At 39.1% G+C, this 17,780-nt stretch carries 17 protein-coding genes, 1 pseudogene and 2 riboswitches; of the genes and pseudogenes, 8 read left to right on the top strand and 10 right to left on the bottom strand.

From position 1 onward, the window contains the following. The 6 genes from fliD to D889_RS0107255 all read right to left on the bottom strand — a co-directional run bounded on the left by fliD (position 1) and on the right by D889_RS0107255 (position 8,598). On the bottom strand, positions 1–1,875 hold the full coding sequence (fliD, locus tag D889_RS0107280) for a flagellar filament capping protein FliD (RefSeq protein WP_010631897.1): 1,875 nt from the start codon (positions 1,873–1,875) through the stop codon (positions 1–3). Between the two features lie 16 nt (positions 1,876–1,891). Then, complete coding sequence (locus tag D889_RS0107275) at positions 1,892–2,254, bottom strand: flagellar protein FlaG (protein WP_010631896.1); 363 nt, start codon at positions 2,252–2,254, stop codon at positions 1,892–1,894. Between the two features lie 101 nt (positions 2,255–2,355). After that, on the bottom strand, positions 2,356–3,420 hold the full coding sequence (locus tag D889_RS0107270; protein ID WP_010631895.1) for a glycosyltransferase family 2 protein: 1,065 nt from the start codon (positions 3,418–3,420) through the stop codon (positions 2,356–2,358). Positions 3,421–3,532: 112 nt separating this feature from the next. After that, on the bottom strand, positions 3,533–4,612 hold the full coding sequence (locus tag D889_RS0107265) for a glycosyltransferase (RefSeq protein WP_010631894.1): 1,080 nt from the start codon (positions 4,610–4,612) through the stop codon (positions 3,533–3,535). 46 nt (positions 4,613–4,658) lie between these two features. Next, positions 4,659–7,673, bottom strand: coding sequence for a CDP-glycerol glycerophosphotransferase family protein (locus D889_RS0107260; protein WP_010631893.1), 3,015 nt, complete (start codon positions 7,671–7,673; stop codon positions 4,659–4,661). A 97-nt stretch (positions 7,674–7,770) separates the two neighbouring features. Beyond that, positions 7,771–8,598 (bottom strand): flagellin N-terminal helical domain-containing protein, encoded by an 828-nt coding sequence (locus tag D889_RS0107255; protein ID WP_010631892.1) that lies wholly within the window; start codon positions 8,596–8,598, stop codon positions 7,771–7,773. Between the two features lie 649 nt (positions 8,599–9,247). Between D889_RS0107255 and D889_RS0107250 the strand changes: the two genes are divergently transcribed. Continuing rightward, the gene (locus D889_RS0107250) at positions 9,248–9,883 is read left to right on the top strand and encodes a hypothetical protein (protein ID WP_010631891.1); all 636 of its coding nucleotides are present in this window, start codon (positions 9,248–9,250) and stop codon (positions 9,881–9,883) included. Positions 9,884–9,905: 22 nt separating this feature from the next. On the opposite strand, the gene D889_RS0107245 is transcribed toward D889_RS0107250, so the two are convergent. Then, positions 9,906–10,157: a DUF6429 family protein gene (locus D889_RS0107245; protein WP_026039085.1), complete on the bottom strand. Its 252-nt coding sequence runs from the start codon at positions 10,155–10,157 to the stop codon at positions 9,906–9,908. Between the two features lie 492 nt (positions 10,158–10,649). Here D889_RS0107245 and D889_RS0107240 point away from each other — a divergent pair, with 492 nt between their 5' ends. The 7 genes and pseudogenes from D889_RS0107240 (at position 10,650) to D889_RS0107210 (ending at position 16,308) form a co-directional block, all read left to right on the top strand. Beyond that, on the top strand, positions 10,650–11,516 hold the full coding sequence (locus D889_RS0107240) for an aldose epimerase family protein (protein WP_010631889.1): 867 nt from the start codon (positions 10,650–10,652) through the stop codon (positions 11,514–11,516). 128 nt (positions 11,517–11,644) lie between these two features. Further along, positions 11,645–12,092: pseudogene (locus D889_RS15955) on the top strand (cupin domain-containing protein); the annotation flags it as partial. A gap of 177 nt (positions 12,093–12,269) precedes the next feature. After that, on the top strand, positions 12,270–12,818 hold the full coding sequence (locus D889_RS0107230; RefSeq protein ID WP_010631887.1) for a DUF6944 family repetitive protein: 549 nt from the start codon (positions 12,270–12,272) through the stop codon (positions 12,816–12,818). 868 nt (positions 12,819–13,686) lie between these two features. Next, positions 13,687–14,466: a hypothetical protein gene (locus D889_RS0107225; RefSeq protein ID WP_010631886.1), complete on the top strand. Its 780-nt coding sequence runs from the start codon at positions 13,687–13,689 to the stop codon at positions 14,464–14,466. A 174-nt stretch (positions 14,467–14,640) separates the two neighbouring features. Beyond that, entirely contained in the window at positions 14,641–14,982 is a 342-nt protein-coding gene (locus D889_RS0107220; RefSeq protein ID WP_010631885.1) for a DUF4064 domain-containing protein, read from the top strand. Between the two features lie 134 nt (positions 14,983–15,116). Then, a complete protein-coding gene (locus tag D889_RS0107215; RefSeq protein ID WP_010631884.1) occupies positions 15,117–15,524 on the top strand; it encodes a DUF6978 family protein in 408 nt (135 codons plus the stop codon). Positions 15,525–15,537: 13 nt separating this feature from the next. Next, positions 15,538–16,308: a DUF1828 domain-containing protein gene (locus tag D889_RS0107210; RefSeq protein ID WP_010631883.1), complete on the top strand. Its 771-nt coding sequence runs from the start codon at positions 15,538–15,540 to the stop codon at positions 16,306–16,308. A gap of 95 nt (positions 16,309–16,403) precedes the next feature. On the opposite strand, the gene D889_RS15595 is transcribed toward D889_RS0107210, so the two are convergent. The 3 genes from D889_RS15595 to D889_RS0107195 form a co-directional block, all read right to left on the bottom strand. Continuing rightward, complete coding sequence (locus D889_RS15595; protein WP_018962235.1) at positions 16,404–16,550, bottom strand: hypothetical protein; 147 nt, start codon at positions 16,548–16,550, stop codon at positions 16,404–16,406. 205 nt (positions 16,551–16,755) lie between these two features. After that, positions 16,756–17,097: a hypothetical protein gene (locus D889_RS0107200; protein WP_010631882.1), complete on the bottom strand. Its 342-nt coding sequence runs from the start codon at positions 17,095–17,097 to the stop codon at positions 16,756–16,758. Positions 17,098–17,110: 13 nt separating this feature from the next. Further along, positions 17,111–17,203: riboswitch (SAM riboswitch) on the bottom strand. Between the two features lie 88 nt (positions 17,204–17,291). Next, a riboswitch (SAM riboswitch) is annotated at positions 17,292–17,395 on the bottom strand. A 55-nt stretch (positions 17,396–17,450) separates the two neighbouring features. Next, positions 17,451–17,720 carry a LysR family transcriptional regulator gene (locus tag D889_RS0107195; RefSeq protein WP_010631881.1) on the bottom strand — a complete coding sequence of 90 codons (270 nt, stop codon included), beginning with the start codon at positions 17,718–17,720 and terminating at the stop codon, positions 17,451–17,453. Positions 17,721–17,780 lie beyond the last annotated feature (60 nt).

Below are 17,780 nucleotides of genomic sequence, written 5' to 3'. Positions count from 1 at the left end.
TCAGCCGAATGTATTTTGCAGATACGCTGCCTGTGAATTTGCCTGTTCAATCGCTTGTTCCATTGCAGTAAATTCATCATAGTATTGAGTTTGTATGGTTTTCAGATGATCTTGAAAAGCGGATATCTGATCGTTCATATCATCAATACTTCTGCCGATGAAGAAGTTATCATTCACCATCGTGGCCGTTCCCGCTTGTTCCTTAACTTGGGAAACCGTATCCTGCAACGTATTGTATAGACGTTTGGCTATTCCCAGTGTAGCTGAACTGTCCGTGCTGGAATTACCATTTGTAAATAGCTTCATAACCCCTGTAGGGTCAGAGGCAATGGCGCTTTTTAATTTGTTTTCATCAATAATAAGTTTGCCATGATCTAGATAATCACTGCTCGTTGTGATGCCAATTTGTGCTAACTGGCTGAAAGTGCCGCCTGTGATCCCGCTTACCGGATTATAAATATCCTGCCGCAAACTGCTCAACGCATTGTTCAGTATGTTATCACCATATAAGGTTCCCTGATGCGCTTTCTCATTCCAATTGTTGATATCCGTTTCGTTCATTTGTGCTTTTTGTGCCGAAGTTAGTGGCGGGTAATCCCGATCTGGAGCCATACTGGTCATATCATTGATCTGCTTAATTGTATCATTATACTGATCAACGAAGCTTTTGATCTGATTAAAAACACTGTCTGTATCTGTGCTAATGCCCACAGTGACTGTTTCAGTAGCGGGTATGCTTTGTGTCAGATTAAATGTCGTACCATTAACCGTAAATGTATTCGAGTGACGTGATGTCTCCATACCATTCAGAGTAAAAGTAGCATCTGAGCCGCCTTGTTCTGTTCCTGTCATCTGAAGAGTTGTCTTCAAAAAATCGCTGTTAAAAATCATTTCATTACCATTAGAATTCAGATTACCGGACTGTGTTGTGGAAAAAGCAACTTTTTGAGTAGCAGAGTCGTAGAAAGCTAAAACCCCTGCCCCAGATCCATTAATACTTTGAAGCATACCGTCAAGTGACATACTGCCATTAAAATCTTTGACGGTGGATATCGCATTTCCACTGCTGTCATAAGTTGTCAGGTCAAAATGAACTGTTTTATAATTGTACGATGCAGTTATCGTGGAGCCTTTTGTAATCTGTTGGTTAAAAGTCATCTGTCCAGTCGTCTGATTAACGAGAACTGTCGGTGTGGTAGCCGGATCCGCGCTGTCAAAGGCAGATTGCGTAGTGACAACATTAAATGACTTATCTACACCGCCTGAATTTACAACAACAGGGCTAGTAACATCTACAGCACCATTTGCTAATTGAAAATCTGTCCCATTGGTTGCAACATTGATTTTCTCCTCGCTGATTGAATGGCTGTCCCAACTAATCGCAGTATTACTCAAATTATCAACTTGACCAATTAATGGTTTACTTGAATCAAATAATGGCTGATTGGAAATTGGGTCTTTTTTTGATATTGATGAGATGCTCTGGTTGGTCGCCGCTGTAGCCAGGGAAGCGTCACTCAATGTATAGGTTGCATTGCCAGCACTTGTCCCTGCCGTTACCGTTACTCTTGATGGATCACTGACAGTAGCAGCTTTTGCGTAACTGGATTGAATCGCCATTGTATTGACCGTTGTTTGTAAATTAGACAGCAGTGTACTCATACTGCGATAATCATCGCGTTTCCATTCCATAAGCTGAAGCTGCTGATTCATTTGATCAAGAGGAACAGACTCTGCCTGCATTAATTTATTCACAATACTATCAACATCAATACCACTAGCGAGGCCTGAAATTTGGAGACTACTATTTGTTCCTGTATTTAATAGATAATAGTTCGAATTCGTTGCCGATGTACTTCCGCTTACGCTGACCATAACTCTTTACCTCCTTTTAAGCATGCTCATTCAAGATCAAGCCTAATTTTTCAGCAATCGCTGCATACATCTCCATGAATTTTTTCGGAGGAATTTCACGGATTACCTGGTGAATATTTACATCCTGAAGCTGAACATAGTATGTTTTTAATTTATCAAAATAAACATATTTAAGCTGAGTTGTTTCAGGTTGGAGTACGTTATTCGCTTCATTCACTAACTGTTCAACCTGTTTATTTGTAGGACTTTTTGATTGTGTTAATTCTGACTGACTTTGTTGTTGACCATCCACCAATAGGATTTCTGAAACTGAACTCAGAGGTTCATTCTGCTGCATGGATGATTGAACAAGATTCTCTGTGTCTATAGAAACATCCATGGTTTCCCTCCCCCCAATAGCTAATGTGCTATCTGACATAAATATCGGTCCAAGGAGATATATTGTTTAACAAGAAAATATGTATTCTTTTTTGATTTATATTACTGCAAGCCGGCAGCTCTCTGCATTTTTGTTTTAATATTTCTCAATAGCACAATATAACTTGCTTTTACTTCAGGTGTAGATTCTTGAATGTAATTCATCATCTGTTGAACTAGAATTAATTGAATACTCTTAACATTTAATACCATTTTGTCATCTAAATTATTAATCCAATCATTTAATAAATGAATAATCTTTATTTGATCATTGGGTGTTGCAAAAATGAACATGTTGCGAACAATACCGTGAACATTATATAAAATCACTCTATTTAAATAGTGCCCGAAAAGTAAATTTCTGTTGAGCACCCCACTAATAAATTGTTCAAAATAGTGATAATTAATTTTTAAAACATTAATAATATCGTTAATAGCATTACTAGGATCTTGGTCTGCCTTCTTAACTAGAGAGGGATCATTCTCTTCTCTTACTCTATAATAATAAATAGCTTGAGGGGACAGGAAGATTTTACTTGCGTTCAAGTAAGCGAAAATTGTAAAACACTGGTCTTCACAATATTGTATATGTTTTGGAAATCTTACTTTTTGGATTAGTTCCCTTTTAAACAATTTCCCCCAAACATATATAGGATAGAATAATTCAGGATTCATAATTATTTTTTTCTCACCTGCTATGGTTAAAGAAGGAAAAATTTTATACATATTGTGCTGAAGGATTTCTTGATCATTAAACATTTTATGGCTACCGATTACTAAATCTGCTTTTTGTTGTATCGCATCTGATAACATTAACTTAATCATATCTTTTCCTAACTTATCGTCCGCATCCACAAACATTATGTACTTTCCATCAGCCATATCTAATCCTAAATTACGAGATTCCGAAACCCCACTTTGTTTATTATTTATAATTAAATGAATAAATGGATAACGCCTTGAATAGGACTCTACTATCGATTTACTACCGTCCGTTGAATGATCATCAACACATAATACCTCTAAATCACTAAAAGATTGGTTTATAATAGACTGAATCGTTGTTGATATGTATTTTGTTACATTGTGCATAGGAATGATAATACTTATCTTTACTGATTCTCTCATTGTGACCCTCTTAATTTAGGATAGAATAAAGTTAGCAATCAATTTAACTATTTCAAATTTAAAATAGCATTTAAAATAGCTTTATTATCATTACTTTTTTATTCAAGTTCCTTTAATTATTATTTTTCAGAGTATCTTTTATAGCCGATTCCAAACGATGGACTACACTTTCAACCCGATAATTTTCAACTGATTTTCTACATTGCTCCTCACAAGGTAATACTTTTTTCCCATCTATAATATCTTGCAAAATATTCTTTAACATTTTACTGTCTCCACAAGGGAAAAGCCAACCATTATATCCATCCCTAATAATTTCATTTGGACCTTCACTAGCAGAGCTTACCACTGGTAATCCTCTTGCTAGGGACTCAACAACAACAAGGCCAAATCCTTCAAAATCAGATGATAAAACAAGTAAAGAAGCACTGACTAGTTGTTTCCACGGTTCATCATGCCAACCTTGCCAAATAATATTTTCATCAATACCAAGTTCTTTTGCCAAATCTTGTAGAACAGATTTATCATTCCCGTCTCCAAAAATACTAAGTGTCCATTTTCCCTTTAATTTTTCCAGTCCTTTAAATAATACATCTAGACGCTTTTGAACATTATCCAGCCTTCCAACATAAATAAGTTTTAACTGTTTCTTAACCCTTCTTAGTGGAGTAATATTATTAAAATCAATCGGGTTTCCAATATAAAAAATTTTTTCTTCACCAACATAATTTGCAATTTGGTTTGCAATACTATTGGAAATGGCCAGATGTGCATCACATAGTTTTAAATAACTCTCTCCACCAAATACATTAGGTGGTCCATGTAGCCAGGAAAGAACAGCTGGTTTATTCACTAAATTCATTTTATTAACGGCCAATCTACATAGCCAGCTCATTACAGGTGTGTGAGTTGCTAGAATGACATCAGGCCTTCCAAAAAATTGGGTGAGTCTTTCATAATTTGAAGAAAATAGATCAACCGTTTCTTGATCAAGTGGCGTATATACATGTACTTCATCACCGTAATAATAGATATTCGAAAATTGTTCAGCCCAGTTTAAATATTTTGGGGGAGCGATTTGAAAAATTCTGACCAGGTGACCTCTTTTCATTAATTCATCGCTAATCAGTTTAATTACGTTTTCCAAACCTCCTATCCCAACTGCGTAACCCAATACGATGTCAATTATCATCTATACTTCACGCTCCGGATTTAGATAAGAGTAAAAAGCTTGTTTTTCATTCTTCTTCCAGAATGCTTCTAATAAATTTCCAAACTCTTTCCGTCGAATGATCATCTTGATATTCATGGACAATATTCTTAATATTCTCTCTTTCCTTACTGAAATAATTTACATCTGTCATAGATTTAACTATTTGGTCTTCCAGATCATGTTGTGTTGTAACTTTGGGTCCTGGTGTCCATTTTTCATATGGCTTCAGAATGAGACCTCTAGTTTTTTGGTAAGATTCAAGGTCAACAGGTGTAAAAATGATCGGTTTATTTAATAATAAGAAATCAAAGTAAACCGAAGAATAATCCGTTATTAGCAAATCTGCACCGCTCAGTAATTCATATATATCCAGCTGATGATCTACTAGAAGAGTTGATGATAATATAAGTATATTTTCACTTTTTGGTACACGATTAATAAACATTCTTTCGTCAGCTGGATGAAGCTTCACGATAAGTTTATAATGATGTTTTTTTAAAAAAATTTCAAACCGTTCAGAATTAAATTCTGGTATATCAAATAGGTTCTTCCAACTTCTATTCCCGTCATTTCTGTTTAGACGTGGTGTATGACGCCAAGTTGGCATGTAAAAAATAAATCGATCATTATTATTAATATGGAACATTTTTCTGATATTATTTTTGCCATCTGAGCGTAGTAAAAAATCATTTCTCGGAACACCCAAAATTTTAAATTTACTTTCAGCAATTCCAAAACATTTCTTCATTGACTGATTATACAAATTTGAGTATGAAACCACCGCATCTACATTTACCCATTGATTTTCAATCTTTTCCTTACCTACTTCGCTTTCATCCATTAAACCCATTGATTTAAGAGGAAAACCGTGCCATAACTCAATGACTTTTTGTTCTTTTTGTATACTTTTCTTTTGAAAAGGATAATTTCCCTCTGTTGTCACAACGACATCATTTTTAAGTAATTCATTAAAATAATTCAGATCATTCTTTTGTTCAATAAGATTAACCTGATACCTCCACTTTACTTCATCAGGTATTTGCCTCACTAATGCAGTAATATTAGATCCCGATAGTGGCGTATAGACAAGTGCTACCTTATTACGTATTTCTCCCCAAATCGTCTTCTCTGAAAGGTAGTGACTATCAGGATAACATTTTAGTGCGAGCTGCTGGATGGATAATTCTAATTTTTCAGCTCTCATCTGATGCGCAAGTTTTCCAATACTCTTTAAAATTTGAAAATGATAGAATCCTCTTTGAACAGCCTGATTAGAAAAGTTGTAGGCAGCTTCTAATAATCTGTTCTTTTTACTCTCGTTAATTAAATTGAGATATGTTTGTTCATCAAATTGCTCTTTTCCTGCTTCTTGATAAAATTGAACCGCCAGATCGTTAAAGTGATAATGGTACAGTAGATGTCCAATCTGAATATTGGCTGATTTATCAAACGCACGTCTATAATCCAGAAGTTGTTCAAACAATCCAAACTGTTGCAAACAAATGGTTCGTTCTAGAATAGTTAAGTAGACGGGCAAGTCTTTATCAGTTTCCCCAGTTCCAGTTATTAATAGATTGATAATTCCTTCGGTATTCTTATACTGCTTTCCATAAGAAATAAGTATATCCTGTTGTTTAGATAATAGACTGGCAATAATGTAATCCGAAAAATCAAAAACCCCTATATTAAAAATTGCTATTCTTTGTTTTATCGGAAGTTGATTAATCTGTTCAAGCGCTTCAGCAGGTTTTCCATTGATTAACAGACACTTGGCTTTAATATCGACTTTTTTTATATACCTCGTCTGAAAAATAAATTTTTCAGTATTTTTGTTGGATTCAGGGAAATTAAGAATAACTTTTAACAAGAATAAATCGTTTACTTCATTACCTGATAATAATTTTTCATCATTAAAAAAATGGCTGAGTTCTTCAAACGAGCTGTTCCTAAATAACAGTCCAAAATAGTTTGTTAATAATTCCACATCATTTCTGTTATCGTGAAACGCCTTACTATAATACATCACTGCTTGCTTCAAATCTTTTTTTTCTTCATAGATCTCCCCAATCCATTTATTCGGTAGATAAGAAATACTGTCTGTACTTAGCAGGGCTTCTTGGTATTTGTCCTGATTCTCAATAATTTCTTTTAATTCATGTAATGCATCATCCAACCTTCCCTGAAGAAAATAGACTCTACCTCTTATCGCCTTGAAGTCTGGATACGAATTAAAAATCGCCTCGCTGTCCCGTATCACATTTAATGTATCTTGATAACGTTTCAGACTGACGAGACACTGACATATTTGGATGAGACAAGTGCCAACCCAGGAGAATTTAATATTTGGTGCTTTTTGATAGGCTTTCACATAACAATCAAGAGCCCGTTCTGTTTTACCCTGAGAGACGAGTTCGTTCCCAAGATTAAAATAATCAAATCCAGTTTGTCCCTCAACCTTAATCTCTTTATTAATCAATGTACGATTTCTTAATCCTTTATTTTTAGTCGCTACCGTATATGATAAATAACCTGAGTGATAAACGACGAGTCTTGAAACATGTGAGCGGAGCTCCTTACCATCCATTCTCTTCAATTGTTCATGTATCGCTCGATAGTATTTGATTGCCGGATCATTTTTGTAAATTCGGACATGGTAATTATTAAAAATCGTTTGCGCATCCCTGCCTGCAAAATTATATATTTTGACCACACACATATTAAAATCATTCTTGTTTTCTTTTAGCTCGTCACGAAGTTCCAGCAAATTCTGATGATCGACGAATTCATCAGCATCTAGTGCCAATATCCACTCACTCGTTGCTTTGGATTGAGCAAAATTCCTGGCTTCTGAAAAGCTATCATTCCATTTGTAATCATAAACTTTGTCTGTATATTGTTTTGCAATCTCCTTAGTCTTATCTGTCGAGCCAGTATCCACAATGACAATTTCATCAACCCCGTCTTTAACTGATTCAAGACAGCGTTGCAGTACACTTTCCTCATTTTTTACAATCATGCATAAGGATATTAACCCTGGCATTATGTATTCCTCCTAGAATGATTCGGATACTTAAAAAAGGTGAGATTCTACTATATAGAACCCCACCTACTGAATAATCAATTGCTTTTCAAATAAATTATCTAAGTAACTGAAGAACACCCTGAGGGAGCTGATTTGCCTGGGCAAGCATCGCCTGAGCAGCCTGATTCAGAATATTATTCTTTGTGAAGTTAGCCATTTCGGAAGCCATATCAACGTCAGTAATCCGTGATTCAGCATCTGTCAGGTTTTGAGAGGATGTGCTCAGATTGTTGATCGTATGTTCGAGACGGTTCTGCAGAGCTCCAAGATTGTCTCGCTGAGTTGAAACCTTGTTCAGTGCCAAATCAATGGCAGAGATAGCTACGCTAGCAGATGTATTATCAGCAGTAAGTGAAACAATTGAAGCTCTTGCAAATCCGCTGAATAGCGAGCCAGCACTCATATTACTGATTCCAAAGTTGAGAATCTCACCGCTATTTGCTCCGATCTGAAGAGTACCAACAAAAGATCCACCTAAGAGATTCTGGGTATTGAATGCCGTAACATTACTAATACGATCAACCTCACTATAAAGATGACTTAATTCTGTGTTGATCTGGCTAACATCTTCTGAAGTATTCGTCGTGTTACCTGCCTGAACAGCCAGTTCACGCATACGCTGCAGAATGGATGTTGTTTCACTCAGCGCGCCTTCAGCCGTCTGAATCAAAGATGTACCATCCTGAGAGTTGCGCTTTGCCTGATCTAATCCGTTGATCTGGGCCTTCATCTTTTCAGAAATTGCAAGACCCGCTGCATCGTCTGCCGCCGTATTGATTCGAAGACCTGAAGAGAGTTTCTGCAGAGACTTCTGAGTTGCCGATTCATTTTTGCTCAGCTGATTCAAAGTGTTCAGCGCAGCAATGTTGTGATTGATAATCATAATAAGTTTCCTCCTTGAATTGTGTATTCCCACATCCGTGTGGATTTTAGGCTTATTGGGAAGGCGCCTTCCCAACTGCCTTACGTTTTTTATATCGACAAGCAATGAAATATGTTTAGTATACTGAGTAATTTTTAATTTTTTTTGCTATTTACAATCTGAACAAGTTACTGAATGCATTAGCATTAATCTATTCAAATCAAATAACTTAGCGAGCGTATGGCTTATACATGGACTTTTTAGTATTGAATTAATGAATTTCATTTTACTGCTTGACGTCTTCATAAAAAATATGTAACGATTTTGGATAGGTGATCTCATGACAGATAAGCATTCAATAATCGGTGGCTTGTTTCCATTAGAGCTTCCTGACCGAACCGAATATCATCCGCATGCTATCCACTTGAACAGCGCCCGCTATTGTCTTGAATACATATTACACATTAAGCACTATAAAAAAATCTATCTCCCTTCTTATATTTGCGACAGTGTGCTCCAGGCCAAACGGCTAGATATTCCTTACTCATTTTATCGACTCGATGAAAACTTTTTGCCACTTCTCAGCCAAGAGCCGGAAGAAGATGCAAGTTTCTTGTACGTTAACTACTTTGGCTTGAATCGTTTAAATGTGCAGAAGCTTTGCAAGGAAATGAATCATGTGATCATCGACAACACACAGGCGTTCTTTGAGCGGCCGCTGCCTCATGTCGATACGGTTTACTCGCCGCGCAAGTTTCTCGGTGTTGCCGATGGTGGGTATCTCTATACTGATGCTGAGGAACGGCTTGATCTTGAACCGGATCCTTCCTATTATCGTTACGATGCACTGCTGAAACAGATTGATCTCGGTAGCACGGCGGCTGAGCCGTTGTTCGAGCAGAATGAGGCGTATCTTGATACGTGCGGGATGCATGCGATGTCGCGTCTGACCCGGCGAATTTTAGAGAGCATCGATTATGCGAAAGTGATCGAGCGGAGGAATGCCAATTTTTTGTATCTGCATCAGCAAATTGGCCGGTGGAATCAGCTGCACCTTGATTTCAGCCATCCAAATGGGCCATTATGCTATCCTTTGCTTATCGATCATGGAGCGGGATTGAAAGACATTTTGCTTCAACATCACATTTACTGCAATGATTATTGGGATGACGTTCTGTCTCGGGTTTCACCTGCCAGTTTTGAGCATCATCTGGTCAGGGATCTGATTGCCCTGCCGATTGATCAGCGATACAACGAAGACGATATGCGTGTGATCGCGAAGATTATCCGGGAATTTCTGAACTGAACAATAGTGATTCGGTCAATCATTAATCTTCCAGCCGATATTTTTGCAGCAGTTTTTTTGCTTTGTTGATGCCTTCATCTGAGAAGTAAACGGATTTGGATTTTCTGCTGCCGCTGATTAGGCCTTGAGCCTCAAGTTCGTTTAGGCTGTTAAAGTTATATCCTTTCCAGCTCCTGAACGTTTTCAGCTCATTCTTGGCTTCTTCCCATGAAGTCAGATAGAGCAGGATCAGGGTAAGGTCCTTGATCTGCTGATTTCTTCCTTCCTGTGTCATTTTTTCCGCTCCCTTAAAATCCGTTTTTTGGGAAGTCTCCATGTGTTGACTACCCCATTATTTTATTTCATTATATAACGCGTAGGAACAGTAACACGAGGGCAAGGTGATTAATCATGATTCAACCAACTGAAACTTACATTTTTCGAGGACTCTCATCCGCCAGTCTGTTTGCGTATTGAGCAGACAGTAAGATGAATTTTGAAAAACTGCATGAACTCATCTAGTCTGCCTGGCAATGGGACAATCTGACACCGAATTCTTTTGAAATGCCGAATCCATCCTATAGTACTCTTGGAAAAAGGTTCCCTGTCAATTAAAACGATATCGACCGCTTTGCTCGAACTTATCTCGTACCAACCGTGATGATCCATCCAGTTGATCCTGTAATTGTTGTGGTTTTGTTAACTTCCCGGGAATCCTGTGTAAGCGCATTAATTATTTGTTAGAGTAGTGGATGGAAGAAATTTATCAGACAACCGAGGGACAGACATGTATCAGATTGAACAATTTGATAAACGGAACTTGCATTTTTACAGACTTAAAGGCAACGCATCATACGTGGATGTTTGCCCGGAGCGCGGCGGCATGGTGACGGCGTTCCATACGGCAGATGAAGATGTGCTGTTTATGAATGACGCGACACTTTTTGATCTCAGTAAGAATGTCCGCGGTGGGATTCCGGTGCTGTTCCCGATCGCCGGACAGCTGACGGATAAAAAGTATGCATGGCATGGCAAGACGTATACAATGGCCAATCATGGGCTCGTCCGGACGCGGGCGCTGACGGTTGCCGGAAAGACGTCTGATGCGCAGCGTGCTGCATTGACGCTTTCATTTTCGGCTACGGCAGAAACGAAAGCATCCTATCCGTTTGACTTCGAACTGCTGCTGACCTATGAACTAGCCGGCGGAAAACTGTCAATTCATGAAAAAATCAGCAATAAATCTTCAGAGCAGATGCCAGTCTACCCCGGCTATCACCCGTATTTCAACATCGGCAGCAAGCAGGTCAGTCTGAAATCGAAGGCAACCAAATATCTGGATTATAACGACAATAAGGAAAAGCCGTTTAACGGAGCGATTGACTTGAACGGCTTAAAGGAATCCGTGGTGCTCCTGGACGGCGCAGACACACAGATCGTTGCGGCATTTAATGAAGGTAAAAAGCTTGTCATTGATCAGGATCCAAAATATAAATACACGGTGCTGTGGGTCCAGGGCGATGCACATTTTGTCTGCATCGAACCATGGACGGCAAAGACCAATGCACTGAACGATGATCCGGACGGTTTGATTCTGGTCGATCCCGACGAGCCGTTGAATTTAGCCGTATCCTTCCATCTGGAAAACCGGTGAATGGATTTCACTGCTAGAGTTACTGATAGCCGCCTCGTTTTTTGAAGCGGCTTTTTTGATCCATCATGCACGCCTGTAACTGGGCGGCATACGCTGATATAATTAAAATCTGAACGGGAGTGCTGCCGATGGTTACCTCATATATGGATTACACGGATCCGAATGTCCAGTATTTTTTCGACTTGAACGAGAATCGGAGTATCACTCGTAATGCGCAAAATTATATTAACCGCCTTGGCCGCGACAATCTGAATACGTTGGGGAATGTCTCCCTGCTGGACATTTTTTTGAGCCGGGGCAGAGTCGTTGAGCCGCATTACCATCAGAATGCGGCTTTCCAACATCTCGGCAATTGTGTATCTGATCAATCTTTATCAGTCAAGTGATACAGATCCCTGTATCTCCCGGGCAAGTAGCTAATGTGCCCCAAGGCTGGTGGCACTGGGAAATTGCTTCACAGGACCGGACACATCTTCTGGCAATTTTCGATGCGCACCATACTCTGAAGTGATTTTCGGCTCCGAGATCCTGAGGAAGACGCCGGTCGAAGTGCTTGCCTATACCTATTGTCTCAACCCCGAACTGCTTCGCAGGCACTTGCCCTGCTGAACAACCAGACGATCGGAATCGGCCCGACTGATGAATGTCTGGCCTGTTTGAATACAGTTGAAACCAATGTACTGCACTGACAGTAACATTCCCAAGCTTTTTCGAATAGAATATGCGGGATGTTACTGGATTGGGGCTGGCCGTATGAACGAGAAAGAAGCAGCTGCGTCTTATGCGCTTCTCGGTGCGTTGGGAACGGCGACCGCGGCACTGGGAGCAACACCAACCATCCGATTAACGAAATCCGTAAAAACAGATTTAAGCATTATCGGTAATGCACTTCAGGCCGCAAGCAGCGGACTTCAGGCAAATATATCGGATACTGCTCCGGGCATATACGGGAATGGTCTGCAGTCGGCGGGAAACACTTTGGTCATTTATGGATTGATCGGCGATACAGAGAGTGATTTTCATCAACGCGTGCAGATCACCGGAAACTGGTTTCAGGCACTCGGCGGGAGCTATGCGTTAAAACCAAATTTTGACTCTGAGGAAAGAAATCTGGACCAGGCTTTGACAGTAATCGGCGGTCTGATGCAAGTGATTGGAAACTCCCTGCAGGCCGTGTCCGGTACCTTTTCACTGAGACAAGTCATGAATGAACGGGATACGAACGCAATTAATGCGACCGGAAGCTGGATTCAGGCAGCCGGTGCTTCTCTTGAATTTCTCGTTTCCGTCAGGCAGAGTTAAAAAGGTCACGACGCTCAAGCAGCCGCCACGGTAACACCGGTTCCATGAAAGCTTCAGAATTCCTGATTCAGGAAGGTGAATCCCATGGCGACCCATTGGACGAGTGATGTGCTTTACCTATGGAAAAACTCCCTTCAGTACTGATTTGCAACCTGCCTATGATTGATGATTCTATTTTTTTCGTTCTCATTTCGATACACTTATTCTTTCTTATATCGCCAAAAAGCAGAAAAAAATGTCTCTCATCGATTCAAAAACGATAAGAGAGGATCGCCTTCTAATTAGTAACTTTAATACTTATTGATATGTTCCTAATAAAAACAGATAAATAGATCTCCTTCTTTTAATAACATTTTATTTTAAGTTTCTGAAAGTAGCATTATAATTAAATAAATAATATAAGTTGGTGTTAATATGGATGATTTTTCATCCCGCTCTAGAGAAGAGAGCGCGAAGGAAAAGCAAAAACTCCAAAATGGACACAAGAATACATAGCAGACAAACTTGGAGTTGCAAACGTTACTTATACTGGCTTAACTAAAACGGAGCAGCTCCCACTTAATACAGCAGGTAAGATTGCAGATTTGTTTAGTGTAGCTCTGAATTATTTATCTGGGCATTCTGATGTTAAAAATCCTGAGCAGAAATCCGAAGAACACTTCTTTCATGACTTAGATAATGTTTTTTAAGACAATCTGGATGAACTAGAGAACTACTTTAGATATTTTTAGGAGCGAAGAAAAAAAGAGAAAATTAAGGACAGCAGAGTAAACCACACCTTAGATTGAATTTAGAGATTCCGTCTTAGTGTGGGATTTTTTATAATTATAGATAGAAATATAATACATATTTTCCAGGGGGAAGCATCATGGATTTTTTTTGGGGAACGATTGAATTCTTATCATTGGTCGCTTTAATCATTGGCTTGTTCTGGAGATTTTCCAAAAAGAATAAGGAAAACGTCGTAAAAAAGAAGCAAGGGCGCAATATTGCAATCATTGGCTTTGTTGCCCTTTTTGCGTCAGGGCTAATCATGTCAAATATACAGGATAGCAAAGCTCAGCAGACAAATATCAAAGGAAAAACTTTAACTTACAAACAGATGACTAAAGATATATCAGAATTGAAGGCAACAAAAAATGATTTAAATGATCAAAAGCTCCAATTGCAAACTGATATTTCGTCATTAAGCTCTAATCTTTCTGATCTAAAAAATAACCACAAGGACGTCATGAATGCTATTAAACATAAGGACACGCTAAGCCACCAGGTAGCTGCTGCTGAAGATTCGCTTTCAGGATTGAAAAGCGACATCAGCGATGCGAAAGATGAACTAAGCTCAGTAAACAATCAAATAAAATCTGCAAACGATAATCTGGCAAAAGCCAAGGGACAAGTAACCGCAGCAAAAGGAGCTCCGAAAGTATTACAAGCCGGCCAGTATGTTACAGGAAATGACGTACCTGCAGGCAGATACAAAGCAACACCAGTTGGATCAGGAAGCAACTTCATTATTCATGATTCTGACGGCATGCCGGTCGTCAATACCATACTTGGCAGCGACGGAGAAGCTTCTTACACATTTGAAACTACCGATGGTGATCAGATTCAAACTGAATCAGCCGTTAAATTGACACCGATAAAATAACAAATATTCTTGAACAGCCTTTTTCACTTTTAGCTAAAGAAGACTTTGATAATAACTATAGCGGTCTAAGTATCCGCTTTTATTTGATGACAACGCTTGAATAGTTGACACATTTTATTTGATGTTAACTCTCTATGAGTTTACATAAAAAAGATAATTTTGGGGGATTGCATCATGGCAGAGAAAAGTATGACCAGCCGAGTCGCAGAAATGGTGCTCGGCATTATTGGTGGCGTGTTTGGCGTCATCGGAGGAATTATCGCCCTGGCGATCGGTGGAGTTTCTGAAGCCATTTCAAAAGGAAGCTCACAAGGAGTTGGTGGACTAGGAGTCGCCTGCATTCTTGTTTCCATTCTTGCCATTATTTTTTCCTGCATCATCAACAAGAAACGGGTATTGTTTGGCATTCTCATTCTGCTATGCGGTATTCTGAATATTGTCTTTATCAGTTTCTACGGTATTCTGAGCGGCGTACTGATCATTGTCGCCGGTATTCTAGCATTGATAAGAAAATAAAGCTTTACCGCCCTTTTTGGGCGTACATACTGGAGAGCGGATCCCACAACTCAGACATTAAGTGGCACGTCGAAATATTTGTATGTGAAATGATTGCCAAATTACACAAACCATTTGGTTAGGAAGTGATTACTGTGGATGATCACTTGCAATTCTTATATACTTGTGATAAAGAACTATGTCATGGAAAGTTGGAATGGAAAGAAGAAAGAAATTTTATGCGTATTGAGAGCGATGTTATCGCTCAAAATGGAGAACATATTCTCTTTAAAGGAACTTACAGCCCACGAAGCCATGATTTCAGCTTTATTTTATTGTACAGAAGAAAGTACGTTATTCGTCGCTTTGATATGGAACCAAGGCATTGGAATCCGGGAAAGAAAGTTCTGATTACTGGAGAACATAAGCACTTTGATGATGGCACTGCGTACAATGTCCATGACATAAATACCAGTGATGTGAATCAAGCTATCTTTGACTTCTTTGAAGAATGTAATATCGATTATAAAAAGATTGAATATCACACGCTTATGATGATATGAAGAGGTGAGTTTAGTGACATATAAAACCCAGATCAAAGATTATTTAAGTTGGTTGAATAATGAAATAACCTTTAGGGAGACGGATCATGGATTATATGTCATCACTCCCTTTTTAACTATCGATAATGACTATATTGTACTAAGGATAGACTTAGATGTGTCTAATAAAAATAAGATCATTATCAGCGATGATGCAAAAACTATGCAGTATTTATTTTTACGTGATTATGATCTTAATCCTGACAGATTGAGAATAATAAATTCCATCGCCAATAAATTAGGATTAGACATAGAGAATAATGAATTAACTGCAAGAACTGATGCAAATAACTTTGGCCGAATGTTCACGAATATTATCAGTGGAATAAACAATGTAAGTAACTTGAGTTACACTGTTCGTGCAAGAGAACCTAGAACATTTCGTGATGATGTTAATGAATTTTTAATCAAAAATAAGGTAGTTTTTGATACCAATTATAAAATAATGGGAAAATCAGCTGAATATTATTATGAATTCATGATCCCCAAAAAAGCGGGCTTGCTTATTGACCCATTATCTGCACGATCCATTTCCAGTGCTCGTCGAATATCTAAATCTGTAGCATTTAAAACCATGGACATTAAACAGGCTTCTTCTTCAAAAGCAGAATTTGCTGTAATAATTGATGATATTGGAGAAGAAATTTGGGATGACAAAGAAACGCGAAATGTTTTGAGCAACTATATGGATCGTACTTTTAAATGGAAAAGAGACAAAGAAGAAATACTTAAATTTGTTTCGTAAGCTAATTATTGTAGATGCCCTTTACGGGCTTTTCTTTGGGCTTTAAGAGGAACATACGTTCTCATTAATCATGGAGATGGTCATAGGAAAGCGCCTTATAGCCCCCCACTTGTTGAAAAATGGGTGTCAGATACCTTTATCAAGGCATCACTGATTTTATTGAAGAGTGGCTCCATCATCATCATCATGTTCATCGGCATCATCATTGATTTGTTCATGTTCATCATGTCCATCTTTTCCATCTGAAGTCCCTCCGTAATGTGCTCTATTGTCGGAGATGATCGGATCTCTCCGCATTTTTAATGTAGCATGAACAGGGGACAAGGACAAAGCGATTCTGCATTTCAGGAAATTCCGGACACAGCAAACAGACGTGGATCGCTGATCTCACGCCAATTGTTCTGCTCAATTTATAAAAAAATTCAATGAATCCGTCTTACTGCCGACTCAGTGAAAGATCTGCTGATCCTTGTGTTTCAATGCATCGATCTCCCGTCCCAGTTCCAGTCTTCTCTCCTTCAATGCGTGAAGTCTGATCGAGACATCAACAGATGCCTGAATCGTGTGGCAGCGCAGTCGCTGATACAGGGTCAGTATCTGGCGATTGACTTCAATAAACTGCTGCTGCAGCTGATCCTCCTGACTGCCTTCTGTTTCAGCATCGCCAAGCTGCAGTCCCTTCAGCCGGTTAAGAATCTCGCCCTGCCATGCTGCATCATTCAGACTGCCTGCGAAGCGGTAAAGATCAAGATAATTATCAATCTGTGCGTATCTCGCCTGATTCAACATTTTGAAAATCCCCTTCTTATCTTCATTCCGGAATTAGCACGGTACCCTCATCGAGCCTGTTGCTGAGTGTTCATCGGGCCGGTCCCTCCGACTCTCTTGATAAGAATGTCCGGCAGTCATTTAACTTTACAAAATGAAAAGCGGTCATTTTTCTCAGATCAAGAAAAATAATCGCTGCAGTCGTCGCCTTATTTTTCTTATCTCTCAGATTACTCTGCTGGAATTAACACCATGCACCATTTTATGTGTTGGTTGTCGGGTTTCATCGGGCCAGTCCCTCCGCCACTCTGGATAAGATAATTATTCGATTAACGTTATCATACATTGCATTGGCCGGTCTGTCAATCAATAATTTAACAGCCGTTAGAATTGAGGCGCAGGTCGGACTGTGCCTTCTGATAGACCCTTCTCATCCGCTTCGCATAGGGGATAAAGATCCGTCCCTGTTCGGAAAGAACCACACCCCGGCCGTTGCGATTAAAAAGTGAGGTGCCGAGTTCACGCTCCAGCACCTGGATTCTTGACGAAAGCGATGGCTGAGAAATGAACAGTTTCTCAGCCGCCGCACGATAACTTTTGTATTCGGCCACAGCCAGAAATGCTTCAAGCTGATCCGTTGTCATTGGCTCCACTTTCCTTTACTTCTAAGCCCTGGGTGCCGTACTTTTCCCCGGAAGCAGAGA

Source organism: Sporolactobacillus vineae DSM 21990 = SL153 (genome assembly GCF_000377985.1).
Classification (GTDB): Bacteria; Bacillota; Bacilli; order Bacillales; family Sporolactobacillaceae; genus Sporolactobacillus; species Sporolactobacillus vineae.
The sequence above is the reverse complement of the archived record's forward strand: the minus strand, read 5'-3'. Positions and strand labels throughout refer to the sequence as shown.